The 16,901-nt window shown below is 63.0% G+C and carries 19 protein-coding genes; 16 read left to right on the forward strand and 3 right to left on the reverse strand.

What is annotated here, in order from left to right; all coding sequences use genetic code 11:
* The 16 genes from DTX69_RS27695 to DTX69_RS27760 form a co-directional block, all read left to right on the forward strand.
* A partial coding sequence (locus DTX69_RS27695; RefSeq protein ID WP_284736115.1) for a hypothetical protein occupies positions 1-235 on the forward strand: 235 nt, incomplete at its 5' end.
* Complete coding sequence (locus DTX69_RS27700) at positions 232-792, forward strand: hypothetical protein (RefSeq protein ID WP_119304834.1); 561 nt, start codon at positions 232-234, stop codon at positions 790-792. The genes DTX69_RS27695 and DTX69_RS27700, both read left to right, overlap by 4 nt.
* Positions 792-1,166 (forward strand): hypothetical protein, encoded by a 375-nt coding sequence (locus DTX69_RS30450; RefSeq protein WP_162917629.1) that lies wholly within the window; start codon positions 792-794, stop codon positions 1,164-1,166. Before DTX69_RS27700 ends, DTX69_RS30450 begins: the two co-directional genes overlap by 1 nt.
* Entirely contained in the window at positions 1,163-1,678 is a 516-nt protein-coding gene (locus tag DTX69_RS27705; RefSeq protein WP_162917630.1) for a DUF1353 domain-containing protein, read from the forward strand. Before DTX69_RS30450 ends, DTX69_RS27705 begins: the two co-directional genes overlap by 4 nt.
* Positions 1,679-1,680: 2 nt before the next feature.
* Positions 1,681-1,803 carry a hypothetical protein gene (locus DTX69_RS30865; protein WP_284736116.1) on the forward strand — a complete coding sequence of 41 codons (123 nt, stop codon included), beginning with the start codon at positions 1,681-1,683 and terminating at the stop codon, positions 1,801-1,803.
* A 146-nt stretch (positions 1,804-1,949) separates the two neighbouring features.
* Positions 1,950-2,750 carry a DNA adenine methylase gene (locus DTX69_RS27710; RefSeq protein WP_119304836.1) on the forward strand — a complete coding sequence of 267 codons (801 nt, stop codon included), beginning with the start codon at positions 1,950-1,952 and terminating at the stop codon, positions 2,748-2,750.
* Between the two features lie 32 nt (positions 2,751-2,782).
* Positions 2,783-3,193 carry a response regulator gene (locus DTX69_RS27715; protein ID WP_119304837.1) on the forward strand — a complete coding sequence of 137 codons (411 nt, stop codon included), beginning with the start codon at positions 2,783-2,785 and terminating at the stop codon, positions 3,191-3,193.
* A 283-nt stretch (positions 3,194-3,476) separates the two neighbouring features.
* Positions 3,477-5,324 carry a 3D-(3,5/4)-trihydroxycyclohexane-1,2-dione acylhydrolase (decyclizing) gene (gene iolD / locus DTX69_RS27720; protein ID WP_119304838.1) on the forward strand — a complete coding sequence of 616 codons (1,848 nt, stop codon included), beginning with the start codon at positions 3,477-3,479 and terminating at the stop codon, positions 5,322-5,324.
* Between the two features lie 7 nt (positions 5,325-5,331).
* Positions 5,332-6,216 (forward strand): myo-inosose-2 dehydratase, encoded by an 885-nt coding sequence (iolE, locus tag DTX69_RS27725; RefSeq protein ID WP_119304839.1) that lies wholly within the window; start codon positions 5,332-5,334, stop codon positions 6,214-6,216.
* Between the two features lie 14 nt (positions 6,217-6,230).
* Positions 6,231-7,046, forward strand: a complete 816-nt coding sequence (gene iolB, locus DTX69_RS27730; RefSeq protein ID WP_119304840.1) for a 5-deoxy-glucuronate isomerase — start codon at positions 6,231-6,233, stop codon at positions 7,044-7,046.
* A 287-nt stretch (positions 7,047-7,333) separates the two neighbouring features.
* Complete coding sequence (locus DTX69_RS27735) at positions 7,334-8,737, forward strand: arylsulfotransferase family protein (RefSeq protein ID WP_162917632.1); 1,404 nt, start codon at positions 7,334-7,336, stop codon at positions 8,735-8,737.
* Positions 8,738-8,919: 182 nt separating this feature from the next.
* Positions 8,920-10,356, forward strand: coding sequence for an arylsulfotransferase family protein (locus tag DTX69_RS27740; protein ID WP_119304842.1), 1,437 nt, complete (start codon positions 8,920-8,922; stop codon positions 10,354-10,356).
* Between the two features lie 187 nt (positions 10,357-10,543).
* Positions 10,544-11,974, forward strand: coding sequence for an arylsulfotransferase family protein (locus DTX69_RS27745; protein ID WP_119304843.1), 1,431 nt, complete (start codon positions 10,544-10,546; stop codon positions 11,972-11,974).
* A complete protein-coding gene (locus DTX69_RS27750) occupies positions 11,953-12,183 on the forward strand; it encodes a hypothetical protein (RefSeq protein ID WP_119304844.1) in 231 nt (76 codons plus the stop codon). Before DTX69_RS27745 ends, DTX69_RS27750 begins: the two co-directional genes overlap by 22 nt.
* Positions 12,180-12,563 (forward strand): hypothetical protein, encoded by a 384-nt coding sequence (locus DTX69_RS27755; RefSeq protein ID WP_119304845.1) that lies wholly within the window; start codon positions 12,180-12,182, stop codon positions 12,561-12,563. Before DTX69_RS27750 ends, DTX69_RS27755 begins: the two co-directional genes overlap by 4 nt.
* 97 nt (positions 12,564-12,660) lie before the next feature.
* Positions 12,661-13,620: a sulfotransferase gene (locus tag DTX69_RS27760; RefSeq protein WP_162917634.1), complete on the forward strand. Its 960-nt coding sequence runs from the start codon at positions 12,661-12,663 to the stop codon at positions 13,618-13,620.
* Positions 13,621-14,028: 408 nt separating this feature from the next.
* Here the strand turns inward: DTX69_RS27760 and DTX69_RS27765 are convergent, their stop codons facing one another.
* From DTX69_RS27765 to DTX69_RS27775, 3 genes are read right to left on the reverse strand one after another with little or no spacing between them, the layout of a single operon-like run.
* Positions 14,029-14,925 carry an NAD(P)-dependent oxidoreductase gene (locus DTX69_RS27765; protein WP_119304847.1) on the reverse strand — a complete coding sequence of 299 codons (897 nt, stop codon included), beginning with the start codon at positions 14,923-14,925 and terminating at the stop codon, positions 14,029-14,031.
* Positions 14,926-14,948: 23 nt separating this feature from the next.
* Positions 14,949-15,689, reverse strand: coding sequence for an SDR family oxidoreductase (locus DTX69_RS27770; protein ID WP_119304848.1), 741 nt, complete (start codon positions 15,687-15,689; stop codon positions 14,949-14,951).
* A 13-nt stretch (positions 15,690-15,702) separates the two neighbouring features.
* Positions 15,703-16,899: a fumarylacetoacetate hydrolase family protein gene (locus tag DTX69_RS27775; RefSeq protein WP_119304849.1), complete on the reverse strand. Its 1,197-nt coding sequence runs from the start codon at positions 16,897-16,899 to the stop codon at positions 15,703-15,705.
* Positions 16,900-16,901: the final 2 nt, after the last annotated feature.

A 16,901-nucleotide genomic window follows, 5' to 3' on the forward strand; every position in this document is an offset into this window, starting at 1 on the left:
GAGCGGCAGTGGACAGACGATCACACTGGTTGGCACGCCGAACTTCTCCGGTGCCTTCGTCCAAGCCCAAGACCTCGCCTATGTCGCCTTCACAAGCATCACCTGGAGCGGCTCGGCGACCGGCACGCGTTACAACGGCTCCGGCAATTCCATAATCCAGACCGCCGGCGGCGGCGCCACCTATCTTCCGGGCAACGCGGCGGGCACCACCTCGACAGGAGCGCAATATCTATGAAGTCGCAGCGCATCGAGATCGAAAAGGGCGTGTTCATCGACAGATTCGAAGTGGCCGGCTCGCTCGCTGCCGCCCGCCAACCCAGCTCGCTCGCCGGCATTGCCGCCGAGCTGGACCGCAAGAGCTTCAATCCGACGGACTGGTACTGGCAGATCAAGGGCGATGTCGGCTTCGTGTGGTCGAGCGGGCGCAACGCGCGGGTGCCGATCGCGGATCTTGCTTTTCAGGCCTGGCTCGGCGAGGGCGGCAGCCTCACCTACATCGCCTCGATCGAGGAGATGCGCGATGTGTGGGCGCAGCACGGCATGATCCAGGATCCCGCGGCGCAATACCGCATGGCCCGCAAGCAGCGCTACATCGAGGAGCTGCGCAAGCCCGAGGCGTCGGAAGAGCCCAGCTTCGAGAACACCGTCGGCGACGTGCTCGACATCCTCCTGACGCAGGTCGAGGCGATGCGCCAAGTCGCCGGCGCGCCGCCGACGCCGGAGTTCGCCGCGCTGATCCAGCGCATCCAGCAGATCAAGAGCGAAGTGCCGAAGCCCGCGGAGCCGAAGTGATGCGCACGATCGACGACATCCAGGCCATCGTGGACCAGGTGCGCTGCGCGCTGATGCCAAGCTGGCACCTGATCGTGCTGGATGACGGGACCATTTATCTTCAGGTTGAAGACACGGACGCGCGCTGCGCCGTCACCGGCGAGCCGACCGCCTGGCGCGGCCGCAAGTGGCGGCTCTCCTATCACATGACGGAGACGGAGATCGTCTGCACCGCCTTCAAGGCGCTGCAGGCGGCACTCGATCACGAGCTGCGCGAGCACTTCACCTACAGGGGTGCACGTGTGTTCGACCCGCACCGGTCGATCGCGCTCTTGGTGGAGATCGCCGGCCGGGCGGACGCGCTAGATGCGCGGGAAGAGGTCGCGCAGCCGTGACGCCGGCGAGCCCATATCCGCCCTTCGCCGTCGTGCCGATCGTGGACTTCGTCTACGAGACCCCCTTGTGGCTCACCCGTGGCATCGCGGCGGTGAAGGCCCGCAGCGGCGAGGATGCGGACTATGTTGTCGGGCAACCCTACACGATCCGCTATCGCCGCAAGGGCGAAGGCTGGCGTCGCATCACCGTGCCGGAAGGACTGACGACGGACCTTGCGTCGGTGCCGCGCTTCATCCGGCCTCTGATCGATCGCGTCGGGCCGCACCTCGAAGCGTCGATCGTCCACGATTACCTCTATGTCGCCTGGCAGGACATCGAGCGATACGAGCCGTGGGAGCGCGACCGCGCCTTCGCCGACGCGCTGTTCCTCGCCGGCATGGCGGCCGCGCGGGTGCCGCGCTGGAAGCGCTGGACGATCTACGGCGCGGTGCGCCTGTTCGGCGGCCGCGTCTACCGCGACCGCAACCCGGCACGATATGCACCGATGCCGGCCCTTCAAGGAGTGGGTTGAGGATGGATACGGCGGTGACGTGGGGTGACCTCGCAGTGGCGGGCCTGGTTGTGCTGGCCGTCTTGGTCCTCATCGGAGTCTGGGAATGGCTCACCCACAATCCGAATGGGCCGGGTGTTGAGTGACTTCCTCGCGGCCGGAACCGGCCGGCGGGGGCCGCGCTGTTGGCGCAGCGCGAACCGCGAGCGTGACCTCGCACGACCATCACCGGCCGAACAATGGCCGTCCCGCCACCCCTGCAGGGGCGGGAGAATGATCGTGAGAATCCCTTATGAAATCCTTTCGAGAAGTGGAGCCGGCGCTGCCCGTGGCACCCTACGTCGGCGGCAAGCGCAACCTCGCCGATCGCCTGATCAAGCGCATCGAGCGCATCCCGCACAGCGTCTATGCCGAGCCCTTCGTGGGAATGGGCGGCGTGTTCCTGCGCCGCCGCAGCGCGCCCTCGGTGGAGATCATCAACGACCGCAGCAAGGACGTGGCGACGCTCTTCCGCGTGGTGCAGCGGCACTATGTGCCCTTCACCGAGATGATCCGTTGGCAGCTCACCACGCGCGCCGATTTCGAGCGGCTGTCGAAGACAGATCCGGAGACGCTGACGGACCTGGAGCGGTCGGCGCGCTTCCTCTACCTGCAGCGCACGGCCTTCGGCGGGAAGGTCAGCGGGCGCAACTTCGGCGTCTCGTTCCAGCATGCGGCGCGCTTCGACCTGGCGCGCGTGCTGCCCATGCTGGAGGCGCTGCACGAGCGGCTCAACGGCGTGACCATCGAGTGCCTGCCGTTCGACGCCTTCATCGCCCGCTACGACCGTCAGGGCACGCTGTTCCTCCTCGACCCGCCCTATTGGGGCAGCGAGAAGGACTATGGCGCGGAGCTGTTCGACCGGGGTTGCTTCGCTGCGCTCGCGGCGCAGCTCGCCGGCATCAAGGGCAGATTCCTGCTGACCATCAACGACCGGCCGGAGACCCGCAAGCTGTTCGGCCGCTTCAAGATCGAAGCCGTGCAGACCAGCTACAGCATCGCCGGCGGCCACAAGTCCAAGCGCGCCGGCGAGCTGATCGTCGAGGGGCCGTGACAAGCACCTCAGAGGCTGCCTATACTCGGTTTATGGTCCTAGCTGAACATGGCCGGCGCATTCGCGTCTTGGTAGTGGATGATGATCCGGGAGTCGCCGCGATCACGCGGCAAATGGCTGAGCAACTAGGCCACGTGGTCGAGTCGATCGGAGACAGCCGTCTCTTCGTCACGGCCGTCGTCCGATTCAAACCCGATGTCATTATCATCGACGTCCTGATGCCGGAGGTAGACGGCTTCGAGTTGATGCAGTGCTTGATCGACCTCGATTACACTGGCCACGTGGTGGTCATGTCGGGGGCGGAGAACTATCCGGCGATGGTCGCTTCCATCGCCAAGGCCAAGGGCCGGATGACGGTGGCCGCGCTTCACAAGCCCTTTCGCTTGGCGGAGCTGAAGGCTGCGCTCGGGCATGCCGCTGGACGGGGCAGCTCCGAGGGTTAAAATGCCGCTTTTCGGGGGTTCAAACGGCCGTGGAAGCCCGCTTTTTGGAGGTGCGCAAATCAAGTGTCCGAACTGCGCAATTCATGTGGCGCGCTTCATTAAGCACATGCACTGGTCCCCTCCCCCAACATGGGGGAGGGTTAGGGAGGGGGAAGTCGCGCTCCGATGTGAGACGGTCTTCGCTTGTTTCCCCCACCCCGGCCCTCCCCCAATTCGGGGGAGGGGGATTTTGCTTTGGGTGGAAGGGGACTAATAAGAATCCATACAGACTGGGAGCCATTCAATGAAAACCATCCGCCTGACCATGGCGCAGGCTGTGGTGCGGTATCTTGCGGCGCAGCGCGGCGTGCGAGACGGAAAGGAAGTGCCGTTGTTCGCCGGCGTATGGGCGATCTTCGGGCACGGCAATGTCGCGGGGCTCGGCGAGGCGCTGTATCACACGCAAGATGTGCTGCCGACCTTCCGCGCGCACAACGAGCAAGCGATGGCCCACAGCGCGATCGCCTTCGCCAAGGCCGCGCGGCGCAAGCAGATGATGGCCTGCACCACTTCGATCGGCCCGGGTGCGACCAACATGGTGACGGCGGCGGCGCTGGCGCATGTCGACCGCTTGCCCGTCCTGCTGCTGCCGGGCGACATCTTCGCCAACCGGCGGCCCGATCCGGTGCTGCAGCAGGTAGAGGATTTCGGCGACGGAACTGTCTCCGCCAACGACTGCTTCCGGCCGGTGTCGCGCTATTTCGATCGTATCCTGCGGCCGGAGCAGGTCCTGACCGCCCTGCCCCGCGCCATGAGCGTACTGACCGATCCGGCGGAATGCGGACCGGTGACGCTCTGCCTGTGCCAGGACGTGCAGACGGAAGCCTACGACTATCCCGAGGCGTTCTTCGAAGAGCGGCTGTGGACCTATCGCCGCGTCGAGCCGGATCGTGACGAGTTGGCGCACGCGGTTTCGCACATCAAGCGCGCCAAGAAGCCGATCATCATTTCCGGTGGCGGCGTGCTCTACTCAGAGGCGGAGAAGGCACTGGCGGACTTTGCTGACAAGCACGGCATTCCGGTGAGCGAGACGCAAGCCGGCAAGTCCGCGCTCTCCATCCAGCACAAACAGAACATGGGGTCGATCGGCGTGACCGGCAGCAGCGCCGCCAACGCGCTCGCGCAGGAAGCGGATCTGGTGCTTGCCATCGGCACGCGCCTGCAGGACTTCACCACGGGCTCGCGCGCCCTGTTCCGCAATCCGGAGCGCAAGATCATCAATCTCAACACCCAGGTCTTCGACGCCGCCAAGCATGGCGGCATTCCGCTGGTGTGCGATGCGCGTGCCGGCATCGCCGCGATCGACAAGGGATTGGGCGATTGGGCCGCACCGGGTGCCTGGCAGAAACAGGCGGCATTGGTGCGCAAGACCTGGGCTGCCGAACATGCGGCCGCGACGGCAGCGCCTAACCGCGGCCTGCCGTCCGATGGCCAGGTGATCGGCGCGGTGCAGCGCGCGGGCAAGCCGAGCGACATCGTGGTCTGCGCCTCGGGCGGCTTGCCGGGCGAACTGCACAAGCTGTGGCAATCGGGTGCGCCGGGCGGCTATCACTTGGAATACGGCTATTCCTGCATGGGTTACGAGATCGCCGGCGGGCTGGGCGTGAAGATGGCTCTGCCCGAGCGCGATGTCGTGGTGATGGTGGGCGACGGCTCCTATCTTATGATGAATTCGGAGATCGCGACCTCGGTCATGATGGGGCAGAAGCTGATCATCGTGCTCCTCGACAATCGCGGCTTTGGCTGCATCAACCGGCTGCAGCGCGCTACCGGCGGCGAGAGCTTCAACAACCTGCTGCAGCATGCCAAGCATGAGACGTTGCCCGACATCGACTTCGCCATGCATGCGCGCAGCATGGGCGCGGTCGCGGAGAAGGTTGTGAATACGTCCGAGCTGGAAGCGGCGATGAACCGCGCACGCAAGGCCGGCCGCACCAGCATTATCGTGATCGAGACCGATCCCTACAAGACCACCGAGGCCGGCGGATTCTGGTGGGACGTGGCCGTGCCGGAAGTGTCGGAGAGACCGAAGGTGCGTGCGGCCCGCAAGGCGTACGAGAAGTCAACCACATTGCAGCGCGTTGGAGAGTAGCAAAGTCATGGCTGTTCGTTTCGGCACCAACCCCATCGCCTGGTCGAATGACGACCTGCGCGAGCTGGGCGGCAGGACTCCCCTCGAGACCTGCCTCAAGGAGGCCAAGGAGGCTGGGTATGAAGGCATCGAGCTCGGCCACAAGTTCCCGCGCGAAGCCAATGCGCTGAGGGCTGTGCTGAGCACGGCGGGCCTCGATCTGGTTTCCGGCTGGTATTCCTCCGAATTGCTGGTGCGCGATCCCAAGGAAGAAATGAAGCACCTGCGCGGGCATCTTGGTCTCTTGAAGGCGCTTGGCTCCAACATCCTCATTTTCGCCGAGACATCGAACGCGACCCATGGCGACCGCAGCAAGCCACTGAGCCAGCGGCCGAAGCTGAAACCGGCCGACTGGCGCGAGTTCGGCCAGCGCGTGACGGAAGTGGCCGAAGCGGTCGCAAAGGAAGGCGTCGCCCTCGCCTATCATCATCACATGGGGACGGTGGTGCAAAGCGGCGAGGACATCGACGCCTTCATGGAATCGGCTGGCAGCGCGGTGAAGCTGCTGCTGGATACCGGCCACGCCACATTTGGCGGCGCCGATCCGGTTGCGCTGGCCAAGCGATACCGCGCCCGCATCGCCCACGTGCATTGCAAAGACGTGCGGAACGATGTGCTCGCCGAGGCGCGTGCCAGGGATTGGAGCTTCCTCGATGCGGTCGTGGAAGGCTGCTTCACGGTACCTGGTGACGGTATGGTGAACTTCCCGGCTGTTTTCAACGAGCTGCCCGGTTATTCCGGCTGGCTGGTCGTCGAGGCCGAGCAGGATCCCGAGAAGGCGAACCCGCTGAAATACGCCAAGATGGGCTGCGAGAACTTGAAGCGCTACGCCAAGGACGCCAAGTTGCTCTGAGGAGAACGCGAGAGATGCCGAACCTGCTGGTCAAAGCGAAGAACCCTGGCCCCGACGGCTTGGCCCTGTCCGTGACGCCGGAGAGCGCGGGCTGGAAGTACGTCGGCTTTCAGGTCTATCGCCGCACCGCAGGCCAGGAGCTCGACTGGAGGATCAGCGGAAAGGAAAGTTGCCTGGTGCTGCTCTCCGGCAAGGCGACTGCGAGCATCGACGGCAAGGCGCCGGTCGAGATCGGCGGGCGCAAGAGCGTGTTCGAGGGCCCGGGCTGGTCGGTCTATCTGCCATCCGATGCCGGCTGCATCTTGCGGACGACCACGGATATCGAGGTCGGCATTTGCACCGCGCCCGGCGGCAGGAAGTTTCCCGCGCGCATCATCCCGCCCGAGGAAGTGGGATTCGAGGAGCGCGGCAAGGGCACCAATCGCCGCCTCGTTTACAATATCCTGCCGGACACCGCAGCCGCCGAAAGCCTGCTCGTTGTGGAAGTGGTGACCCCAGGCGGCAACTGGTCCTCCTATCCGCCGCACAAGCACGATCGCGACGCGCTGCCGGAAGAGAGCTTCCTAGAGGAGACCTACTACCACCGCCTCAATCCGCCCCAGGGCTTTGCGTTCCAGCGCGTCTATACCGACGACCGCTCGATCGACGAGACGATGGCGGTGGAAGACGGCGATTGCGTGATGGTCCCGCGCGGATATCACCCGGTCGGTGCGCCGCATGGCTATGATCTGTACTACCTGAACGTGATGGCCGGCCCGAACCGCAAGTGGGTGTTCAAGAATGATCCCGCGCATGAGTGGATCGTGAAGCCGAACAAGCAATCAGCCTGACTATAGGCTGTGACGTTTCTGGTACAGGGATTCTGCTTACTCCGGCAAAGTGTTTGCGATATGCTCTCCTGCACTGGACGTACTAAGGCACCCGCACGCCAGGTGAGTTCACATCAGTAGCGCGCGCACGATCGCTTCCGGAGTGGCGGCTGAAGCTATCGGTCGGTGATCTGCAAGGCAGACCGTTAGTAAGCAGACGCGATCCGCTTTACGTGACTACCACTATGCGCTGGTCAGACATGGGGATCGAATCAGCATCTTCATCGGAGCGGCCCAGTCCTCTGTCGATGTTCGACCGCATTCTCGGCAGGTCGTTCCCTGCTTGGGTCGTGGTCGCGCTTGCTCTCCTGTTCGCCCTGGGCACCGTGGCGTTCGGCTGGTATGTGAAGAGGTCACTCTATCTCTCCGACAGTAGTGCACCCGCGCGAGCCGCGCTGGCCGTGGCATCGTTTCCGACCATGGCCAAGGAAGTCTTCTTAGACATCAGAGAAACATTCCGTGGCGAAAAGCCATTCCACTACGTACGCGCGGCCGCGCCGAAACGAGAACTGTCTGGCCTCTCGCCTTTACCGTCCCAACTCGACGTCGCGGTCGAAGGTCTGATGGTCCGCCGTGGCTCAGGCTTGCCTGCACGCGGCTGGCGCGTCCTCGTCGGCGGGCTCAAAATCGATGGCTCGATCGAAGATGCCGCGGTGCTGCTCTCTCCTGACCTGGAGATCGTCCATCACTGGCTTCTGGCCGAGGAAGGACCGACGAATGCCGAACCTGGCCCGCCGACCGCGAACCTCACGCACGGTTTCACCATGTTGCGCGATGGATCGGTGGTCTTCAACCTTTACGGCGAGAAGGCGTTGCGCAGGAAGGACAGTTGCGGCCGGACGATGTGGACGAACACTGCAGGCAACTATCATCACAGCGTGGCCGCCGACGAGGCGGAAACGACAGTATGGACACTCCGCGAAGACCGGACAGGCGACCCGGCGGAATCGAGCAAGCTCGTTCAGGTCTCCATCGCTGACGGAAGGATCGAACGGGAGATCTCCATTAAAGAAATCGTGGCTGCAAATCCGAGCATAGACATCCTCGAACTGAGGCGGGTCCACGAGGAGGCGCCAACGACAAACGATTCCGGTCGCCCTGGTGAGTGGTTGAAGGATCCGTTCCACCTCAACGATATCAATCCGCTGCCCCGGAGCATCGCCGACAAATTCCCGATGTTTTCGGCTGATGACCTACTCGTCAGCGCGCGAGAGACCAATCTGATCTTTGTCGTCAACCCGAACACTCTTGCGATAAAATGGTGGAGCATTGGAGCCTCTATTCGCCAGCACGATCCCGACTGGCTGCCGAGCGGCCGGGTATCGGTATTCAATAATCGTATGACGCGGGGCTACAGCGAAATCATTGAGATTGATCCCGCCACGAAAGCCAAGACGGTGACCGTGGACGGCAGAGCTATCGACTTCTACGCGCGCGGCGGGGGGAATCATTCGGTCATTCCGGGAGGCGGCTGGATCATCGCACGCGGCTGGCAAGGCACTGTTACCGAGATATCCGATGATGGAAGCATTGCGCTGGAGTTCTACAGCGTACTGGACGACAACGGCCCAATCCTCGGCAAGCTCTCCGAAGCGCTCTTTCTGCCTGAAGAGTCGTTTGATCTCGCAACACTTCAGTGCGGCAATCCTTGAGTGACGGCTGCAGAGCGCCTGCCACATCGTAAGCGCATCCAACGGCTCTTCATGACATTTCTGGTACAGAGTTTCCGCTTACCGCCGCAACCGGTATGCGATATTGTTTTTCGGTGCTCGATCGTTTTTGCAACCGACTGTCGTAAAGAGGGTCTGGCACATATTCTCAAAGGAGTGCGTGCATGCGCTGGATGGCGCTGCACTCGGGTGCTTCGCCCTCGGTTCTTGAGCGGATTCTCGCCAAGAGACTGCCGCTGTGGCTGGTTGCGGCCATGGTCATCGTTTTTGCTCTGACGACCGTCCTGTTCGGCTGGCTCGTGAAACGGTATTCCGAGGACGATCAACGTCCGCTTGCGACGCCCGTACTGGCGATTGCATCCTTTCCAGATGAGACGAAGACAGTGTTCAAAGAGATTGGCCGGATCCTGTCCGGTAAAACGGATTACAGCGCCATCCGCGCCGTTCCTCCCGACCGCCTGCCCAACGACTTGGTTCCCGTCCCATCCATGCTCGAGGGTGTTGGCGAAGGGCTGATCATGCACCGCGGACCCGGAACGCCGGCATATGGCTGGCGCATGATCGCAGGTGTCCTCCAGATCGATGGGTCACTGCAGACTGCCGCCGTTCTCTTGTCCCCTGACCTGAAGATCGTCCACTACTGGCCTTTGATCGAAGACGGGCCTATCGATGCTGAGATCGGACCGCCGCTGCGCAAGCTGCCGCACGGGGTCGCCGTGCTCCGCGATGGTTCCGTGATCTACAGCTTCGATGGCGGCGCCTCGCTTCACCGAAAGGATGGATGCGGCCGCACGATGTGGGCGATACCGGGAGAGTTCCATCACACCGTGACACTGGATGACACGCAGGAGACGGTGTGGGCGTTCCGCTACAACGCCGATGGCGATCCTTCCGAAATCTCGAAAGTCGTCCAGATCGCGACAGCGGACGGCGCGATCATGAAGGAGTTCTCGATAGCCGACGTCATATCCGCAAATCCGAAAATCGACATTCTCGAGCTGCGCCGCTTTCATCCGGACGACATCGGCGGCAATTCCGAAGGAAAAGCCGGTCACTGGCATGCTGATCCGGTTCACCTGAACGATACCGACCCGCTGCCCCGGAATTTGGCGGACAAGTTCCCGATGTTCGCACCCGGCGATCTGCTCATCAGCGCGCGCGAGATCAACCTTCTTTTCGTGCTCGATCCCGTCACGCTTGCGATCAAGTGGTGGCGGGTGGGTGCTACGATCCGGCAGCACGACGGCGACTGGGGTAGAGATGGCCAGATCTCCGTATTCAACAACCGGACCGCGCGCGGTTACAGCGAGATCGCGAAGATCGATCCGGAGACATTCGCCAGCTCGGCGGCTATCGACGGCCGGGGCATCGATTTCTATACGCGCCGCAGGGGCCAGCACCAGGCCCTTCCCAACGGCAATTGGTTGATCACCAGCACGCAGCAGGGCCGTATCATCGAAGTGTCACCGCGCGGAGATGTTGTGCTGGATTTCTATAACCGCACAAAGGAAGAAGGCCTGGCGTTCACCATGCTCTCGGCTTCCGCCTTCTTCCCCGACGGAACCTTCAATTCAGATGCGTTCCAATGCGATGGAAGATAGCGCTAAGCACCGGCTAACTGCGGATCTATGACATTTCTGGTACAGAGTTTTCTGCTGACCGCTGCAACCGGCTTGCGATACTATCGCCGCATCGTGAGGGGGCACTCAGGGAGTCCTTTGTAACCGGGTATCGTCGTCCGAAGAGGGGCGGACACGAAGTCTCAAGAGGAGTGCTCGCGTGCGCTGGATGGCGCTGCACTCAGATTCTTCGCCCTCCGTTCTCGAGCGGATTCTCGCCGTGCGAGTGCCGCTGTGGCTGGTTGCGGCCATAGTCATCTTCTTCGCGCTGGCGACTGTCTCGTTCGGATGGCTCGTGATGCGGTCCGCGAACGACGAGCGCCCGCTTGCCAAAGCGGCATTGGCGGTCGCCTCCTTTCCGACCGAAACAAAGGCCGTGTTCAAGGAGATTGCCCGGATCCTGTCGGGAAAACCGGATCACGGGCCTGTCATGGCATATCCGCCCGAGCAATCGTGGTCCGAGTTCCAGCCCGTCAAGTCCAGGCTCGAGGGTGTCGGTGAGGGCCTGCTCATGCGCCGAGGGCCAGCCACGCCGGCGCGCGGCTGGCGGGTCATCGCGGGCGCGATGCAGATCCATGGATCCCTCCAGACCGCGGCCGTGCTGTTGTCTCCGGAGCTGGAGATCGTCCACTACTGGCCCTTGATCGAGGACGCCGAGATCGGAGCGCACTACTCGCGTCCGTTACGGAAGATGCCGCACGGGTTGGCCGTGCTGAGTGACGGCTCCGTGATCTACAATTTCGACGGCGGTGCCTCGCTGCACAGGAAGGACATCTGCGGCCGTACGCTTTGGGCCGTTCCAGGCGACTACCATCACAGCATAACGTCGGACGACACGGAAACGACGGTGTGGACGCACCGGGACGACGAGACCGGAGACCGCGCCCAAAAGATGCATCTCATGCAGGTCGCGACGGCTGACGGCAGGATCGTGAAGGATATCTCCGTTCCCGACATCATAGCGGCCAATCCGGACATCGACATTCTGGAGCTGAGGCGGCTGCATACACCCGACAAGACAGGAAACACCAGGGAGAGGCCCGGCCGATGGATGAGTGACCCCATTCATCTGAACGACATCGACCCACTGCCGCGCAGCCTCGCGGATCGGTATCCCATGTTCTCGCCCGGCGACCTCCTCATAAGCGCACGCGAGCTCAATCTTCTCTTCGTCATGGATCCTGAGAGCCTCGCGATCAAATGGTGGAAAGTAGGAGCGACCATTCGGCAGCACGACAGCGACTGGAATACGGACGGTCGCCTCTCGGCATTCAACAATCGGATGTCGCGCGGATACAGTACGATCACGAAGATCGATCCAGCTACGCTCGCCAGGAGCGTCGCAGTGGACGGCCGCGGCATGGACTTGTATTCGCGGCACCGGGGCAGCCATCAGCCCCTTCCCAACGGCGGCTGGTTGATCTCAAGCACCCAGCAAGGCCGAATACTCGAGGTTTCGCCTGACGGCAAAGTCGCACTGGATTTCTACAGTCGACTGACCGGCGACACCCCTCTCTACAGCATGCTTTCCACCTCAGTCTTCCTACCTGAAGACGCCGTTGATCCGGGAGCTCTGAAATGTGGCGTAAACTCACAGTAGCTACGTGTCTCGTTCTCACGGCCGGTCCAGCCGCGGCCTATATCGGGCCTGGTGTCGGCGCCGGGATGATCGCGACGGTGCTCGGCATCCTGACCGCAATCGCATTGGCCGTGGTTGCCATCGTGTGGTACCCGCTCAAGCGGCTGCTCAAGAGGAACGCGCATTCTTCGACGGCAACGAAGGTGATCGACGATAGCCGAGAAACATGACCCTCGCGCTCCTTCTTGTCGTCACGATTGCGGTGGCCGAGTGCGCGTCGCACCTTCCGCTGCTGGCGATCTCAAGGCGCTTCGCCGGCATATTCCCGCGCGCGCTTCGGACGGTTCGCAACGCCAAGGCGTCCGATCACTGGAAAGAGATGGCGCTGCTGAAGCTCGCGAGATTGTCGCTGATCTCTTCAGGGTGCGCCGCCGGCGCGATTCTCGGCATCGTCGCCTTGTTCGTCGGCGGCATCTACGTCTTGGATCTGGTCTCGCCTCGCCTCTGGGAGCTTGCCATGAGCATCGAGGGTATCAGCATCGCATCTGCTGCCGCTATCCTGTATCTTGCGGCGAGGTCCCATGCAAGGTCACTCCTACAACGCCGTTGAACGCGCCCTGCACTATCTCGCGCTCGGATCGAAGCCGGTTGCGGAGCTCACCTTCGATCTGAACGCTGTCCTGTCTTCCCGCGGGAAGCAGGTCAAGGTGGATGATCGGCACGTCTTCGTGTCCGGCTTGGCGCGCGCGGGGACGACCATCATCATGCGTCGGCTGCACGAAACGGGCATGTTCCGATCGCTGACCTATCGGGACATGCCGTTCGTGCTCTGCCCCGATCTTTGGGCACGACTCTCGGCGCACTCCCGGCGGAACATCGACGCCGTCGAGCGCGCGCATGGAGACCGGCTGCAGGTGGACGCAGACAGTCCCGAAGCACTCGACGAAGTCTTCTGGCGCGTGTTCGCGGGCGTCGACTACATCAAGCCAGATCATCTCTGTGCCCATGCCGCGGATGCCGAACTCATCGAGAAGTTCCGGCTTTACATTTCGTGCATCCTTCGTCCGCACGACGGTCGCAGCCCGCAGAAGCGATACCTGTCCAAGAACAACAACAACATCCTGCGCCTGAACACCCTACAGGCGGCGTTTCCCGAGGCGGTCATCTTGATTCCCTTTCGCGATCCGCTCCAGCACGCCATCTCCCTGCTCAATCAGCACGCCAAATTCTGCACGATGCAGAAAGAGAGTCGGTTTGTGCGGTCGTACATGACGTGGCTTGCCCATCACGAGTTCGGCCTTGAACACAAACCGTTCTGGTTCGACACGAAGAAGCCATTCGAAAAGCCCACCCATCCCGAGAGCAGCATCAACTACTGGCTCGAGACCTGGCTCAGAACCTATCGCCGGATCCACGAAAGCAGGCCCGCAAACAGCCTGCTGGTCTGCTATGAGGATCTGTGTTCCGATCCCGCCGTCTGGAGCGCGATTCTTGAGCGCCTCGGTATCGAGAATCGAGTGACCGATCCAGGCCAACCATTCTCCCGCGCCGAAAACAGGACAGCGCCGGACATAGACATGCCGCTCTTGGAACGTGCCCGTGGCCTGTACGGCGCGCTGCGTCAAGATTCCGCACACGCTCTCGGTCGATCGCGAGCACGCCAGTAGCCGCCACATGCTGGCGCATCCTTGCCGGCGTGCTCGGGATAAGCGGGTCGCTCCAGACTGGCGCCGTCCTGCTGTCGCCGGACCTCAAGATCGTCCATCATTGGCCCCTGTTCGGGGACGGCAAGATCGACGCCGAGTTCGACGCGCCCCCGCGGAGGATCCCGCATGGCCTCAGCCTGTTGGCGGATGGATCCGTCATCGACACGTTCGATAACGGCTCTTCTCTGCACAGGAAAGACAAGTGCGGCCGCACGATGTGCGCGATCTGCGCTGGAGTTCTACAATCGGACAACGGGCGACGTGCCGTTCTACACGATACTTTCCTCGGCCAACTTCCTCCCGGAGGAGTCGCTCACGCTGGACGCTTTCCAATGTGGCGAACCCTGATGGCTCGCGATCAGGTGAGTTCTATCCCTTCTTCTCGTTCCACTTTCCGAGGATGTCGACCATAGTCGGCACGTAATCCTCGCCGTGCCCCGCATTGTCCGCCATCGCATAGGCTTGGTGGATCGCCTGCGCGACCGGCGTGGCGACGGCCAGGCTCTCGCACATGTGGACGAAATAGCGCACGTCCTTGCTGGCGTTAGCGATGGCGAAGCGCAGCTGCGTGTTGTCGCTCTCGATCGCATAGGCCGCGAGGCGCTGGAACATCACCGAATTGGCGCCGCCGCCGCTCACGACCTCGCGGAGCGCCTTGAGGTCGATGCCGCCCTTCTTGGCCGCGAGCAGCGCCTCCGCGGTCACCATGCCATAGCCAAGGCTCAGCATATTGTTGACCAGCTTCACCTTGTGGCCGGCGCCGACATCGCCGCAATGGACGATGAGGTCGGAGAAGCACTCCAGTACCGGGCCGATCTCCGCGAGGGTCGCCGGGTCACCGCCGGTCATCAGGCCGAGCTTGCCCGCCTCCGCCTCCTTCGGCGTGCGGGTCATCGGTGTGTCGACGAAGCGGCCACCCTTGGCCCGGATAGCCTTGGCGATCTTCAACGTGGAGTCCGGCATCGCGGTCGTGCAATCGGCCATGATCGTGCCCTTGTGCACGCCCGCCAGAATGCCGTCCTCTCGGAAGACGATGTCCTCGAGCTGGGTCGAGTTACCCACGACGGTGATGACGAGGTCGCTGGCGGCCGTGATCTCCTTGGGGCTTTTCAGCTCCTTGGCGCCCTTGGCGACCAGGTCCTCGACCGGCCCGCGGTTGCGATGCGCAAACACATTGAGCGCATAGCCTTTGCTGAGGATGTTCTTGCCGATGCCGTGGCCCATCAGGCCGACGCCGATCAAACCAATGCGCTCCGGTTTCGCCATGTCGCTACCTCTCGAGCTTGAAATCAGGCGGCGGTCCAGCCGCCATCGATGATGAATTCCTGGCCCGTCACGAACGCGGATTCGTCGGACGCGAGATACAAGGCCAGCGCCGCGATTTCGTCCGGGGCGCCGAGGCGGCCCATCGGCTGGCGCGCGATGAAGGCCTTGCGCGCCTCCTCCTCGTTGCCCAGCGCGCGGATGCGCTCGCCGAGCGACGGCGTCTCCACCGTGCCGGGGCAGATGGCGTTGCAGCGGATCCCCTGTTTCACGAAATCCACCGCGATCGACTTGGTGAGCCCGATCAGCCCCGCCTTGGTCACGCCATAGACGAAACGGTTGGGCACGCCGATGATCGAGCCGGCGATCGACGCGACGTTGACGATCGCGCCCTTCTGCCGCGCCAGCATGCCCGGCAAGAATGCGCGGATCATCCGATAGGCGGCGCGTACGTTGAGGTTGGTGGAGAAGTCGAAATCCTTCTCCGCGCAATCCAGGATCGTGCCGTGATGGACGAAGCCGGCGCAATTCACCAGCACATCGATCGCACCGATCTCCTTCTCCGCCAATTCGATGGCGCCGGCGTCCAGAACATCCAGACGACGCGTGGTCAGCTGCGGCGCCTTGAGCGTGTTCAAAACCTCCATATTGATATCGGTCGCGATGACGCTTGCGCCCTCGGCGGCGAACTTCTCCGCCGTAGCGCGGCCGATGCCCTGCGCCGCCGCCGTGATCAATGCCTTCTTGCCCTTCAAACGCCCACTCATATTGCCCTCAACTCTATGCTTGCTCACCCCATAGGCCCCGCTTGGCGAGGTTCGTCATCAAAGCTCCGGCTCCAAAGCTCCACGGCGCGATATCGCTCGAAAATCTCACCCGATTGATCAGCGCCCCCAGCTTGGGGTTCGCGATGGTCACGACATCGCCGACCTTGTGCGTGAAGCCCTGGCCGGGCGCATCGCGGTCCTTGATCGGCGCGAACATCGTGCCGCAGAACAGCATGAAGCCGTCCGGATATTGATGGTTCTTGCTCAAGGTCTGAGAGGCGAGGTCGGTCACGTCGCGGCTGATCATGGCCATCGAGGAGGAATCCTCGAGCACGAACTGGTCCGGCCCATCGACGCGCACCGTGATGACGAGGCTGCGCAGATCCGCCAGCGTGAACGTGTCATCGAAAAGGCGGATGAAGGGACCAAGCGCGCAAGACGCGTTGTTGTCCTTGGCGCGGCCAAGCAGCAGGGCGCTACGCCCCTCAAAATCCCGCAAATTCACATCGTTACCGAGCGTCGCTCCGACAATGGTTCCGGATGCATTGACCGCCAGCACGACCTCCGGCTCGGGATTGTTCCAGACGGAGTCCGGATGGATGCCGATGTCCGCCCCCGTTCCGACGCCGGACATCGGCTGCGACTTGGTGAAGACCTCGGCATAGGGGCCGATGCCGACCTCGAGATACTGCGACCACAGACCGCGCTGGATCAGCGCCTGCTTGAGGCGCTCGGCTTCGGCCGATCCCGGCCTCACGCGCGCCAGGTCACCGCCGATCTCTGCATTGATGGCGACACGGATATCATCCGCTGCCGTCGGGTCGCCCTTGGCGCGCTCCTCGATCACGCGCTCCAGCATCGAGAGGACGAAGGTGACGCCACAGGCCTTCAGCGCCTGCAGGTCGGCCGGCGCGAGCAGATAAGGCTTGTCGGCGGCGCGCCGGTCGGATGGCGAGTTCGCGATGCAGGCTTCGAGGCCGCAGACGCGCTGGGCGTCCCGGCCGGCACGCTGCGCCGCTTCGGTCGGACTGCCGCTGTTGAGCAGCGCCGACATGGTCGGAAAGCGCGGCGTGAGGTCGTACAGACCATCCTCTTTGACCAGCACGACACTGGGCCCGGCGGGATTGCCAGCCACCCAGGCGCGGCCCACCAGGGTTCCAGCCGTACCGTCGACGGGAAGCGTACTGCGCGACGAAAGTGTCAGTTCCATGG

Source organism: Dongia deserti (genome assembly GCF_003574735.1).
GTDB classification, from domain to species: domain Bacteria; phylum Pseudomonadota; class Alphaproteobacteria; order Dongiales; family Dongiaceae; genus Dongia_A; species Dongia_A deserti.

What these genes read in the sequence shown, in the direction of transcription:
- DTX69_RS27700 (WP_119304834.1), top strand. Translation starts at nt 232, where the DNA reads ATGAAGTCGCAGCGCATCGAGATCGAAAAGGGCGTGTTCATCGACAGA.
- DTX69_RS30450 (WP_162917629.1), top strand. Translation starts at nt 792, where the DNA reads ATGCGCACGATCGACGACATCCAGGCCATCGTGGACCAGGTGCGCTGC.
- DTX69_RS30865 (WP_284736116.1), top strand. Translation starts at nt 1,681, where the DNA reads ATGGATACGGCGGTGACGTGGGGTGACCTCGCAGTGGCGGGCCTGGTT.
- DTX69_RS27710 (WP_119304836.1), top strand. Translation starts at nt 1,950, where the DNA reads ATGAAATCCTTTCGAGAAGTGGAGCCGGCGCTGCCCGTGGCACCCTAC.
- DTX69_RS27715 (WP_119304837.1), top strand. Translation starts at nt 2,783, where the DNA reads ATGGTCCTAGCTGAACATGGCCGGCGCATTCGCGTCTTGGTAGTGGAT.
- iolD (WP_119304838.1), top strand. Translation starts at nt 3,477, where the DNA reads ATGAAAACCATCCGCCTGACCATGGCGCAGGCTGTGGTGCGGTATCTT.
- iolE (WP_119304839.1), top strand. Translation starts at nt 5,332, where the DNA reads ATGGCTGTTCGTTTCGGCACCAACCCCATCGCCTGGTCGAATGACGAC.
- iolB (WP_119304840.1), top strand. Translation starts at nt 6,231, where the DNA reads ATGCCGAACCTGCTGGTCAAAGCGAAGAACCCTGGCCCCGACGGCTTG.
- DTX69_RS27735 (WP_162917632.1), top strand. Translation starts at nt 7,334, where the DNA reads ATGTTCGACCGCATTCTCGGCAGGTCGTTCCCTGCTTGGGTCGTGGTC.
- DTX69_RS27740 (WP_119304842.1), top strand. Translation starts at nt 8,920, where the DNA reads ATGCGCTGGATGGCGCTGCACTCGGGTGCTTCGCCCTCGGTTCTTGAG.
- DTX69_RS27745 (WP_119304843.1), top strand. Translation starts at nt 10,544, where the DNA reads ATGGCGCTGCACTCAGATTCTTCGCCCTCCGTTCTCGAGCGGATTCTC.
- DTX69_RS27750 (WP_119304844.1), top strand. Translation starts at nt 11,953, where the DNA reads ATGTGGCGTAAACTCACAGTAGCTACGTGTCTCGTTCTCACGGCCGGT.
- DTX69_RS27755 (WP_119304845.1), top strand. Translation starts at nt 12,180, where the DNA reads ATGACCCTCGCGCTCCTTCTTGTCGTCACGATTGCGGTGGCCGAGTGC.
- DTX69_RS27765 (WP_119304847.1), bottom strand. Translation starts at nt 14,925, where the DNA reads ATGGCGAAACCGGAGCGCATTGGTTTGATCGGCGTCGGCCTGATGGGC.
- DTX69_RS27770 (WP_119304848.1), bottom strand. Translation starts at nt 15,689, where the DNA reads ATGAGTGGGCGTTTGAAGGGCAAGAAGGCATTGATCACGGCGGCGGCG.
- DTX69_RS27775 (WP_119304849.1), bottom strand. Translation starts at nt 16,899, where the DNA reads ATGGAACTGACACTTTCGTCGCGCAGTACGCTTCCCGTCGACGGTACG.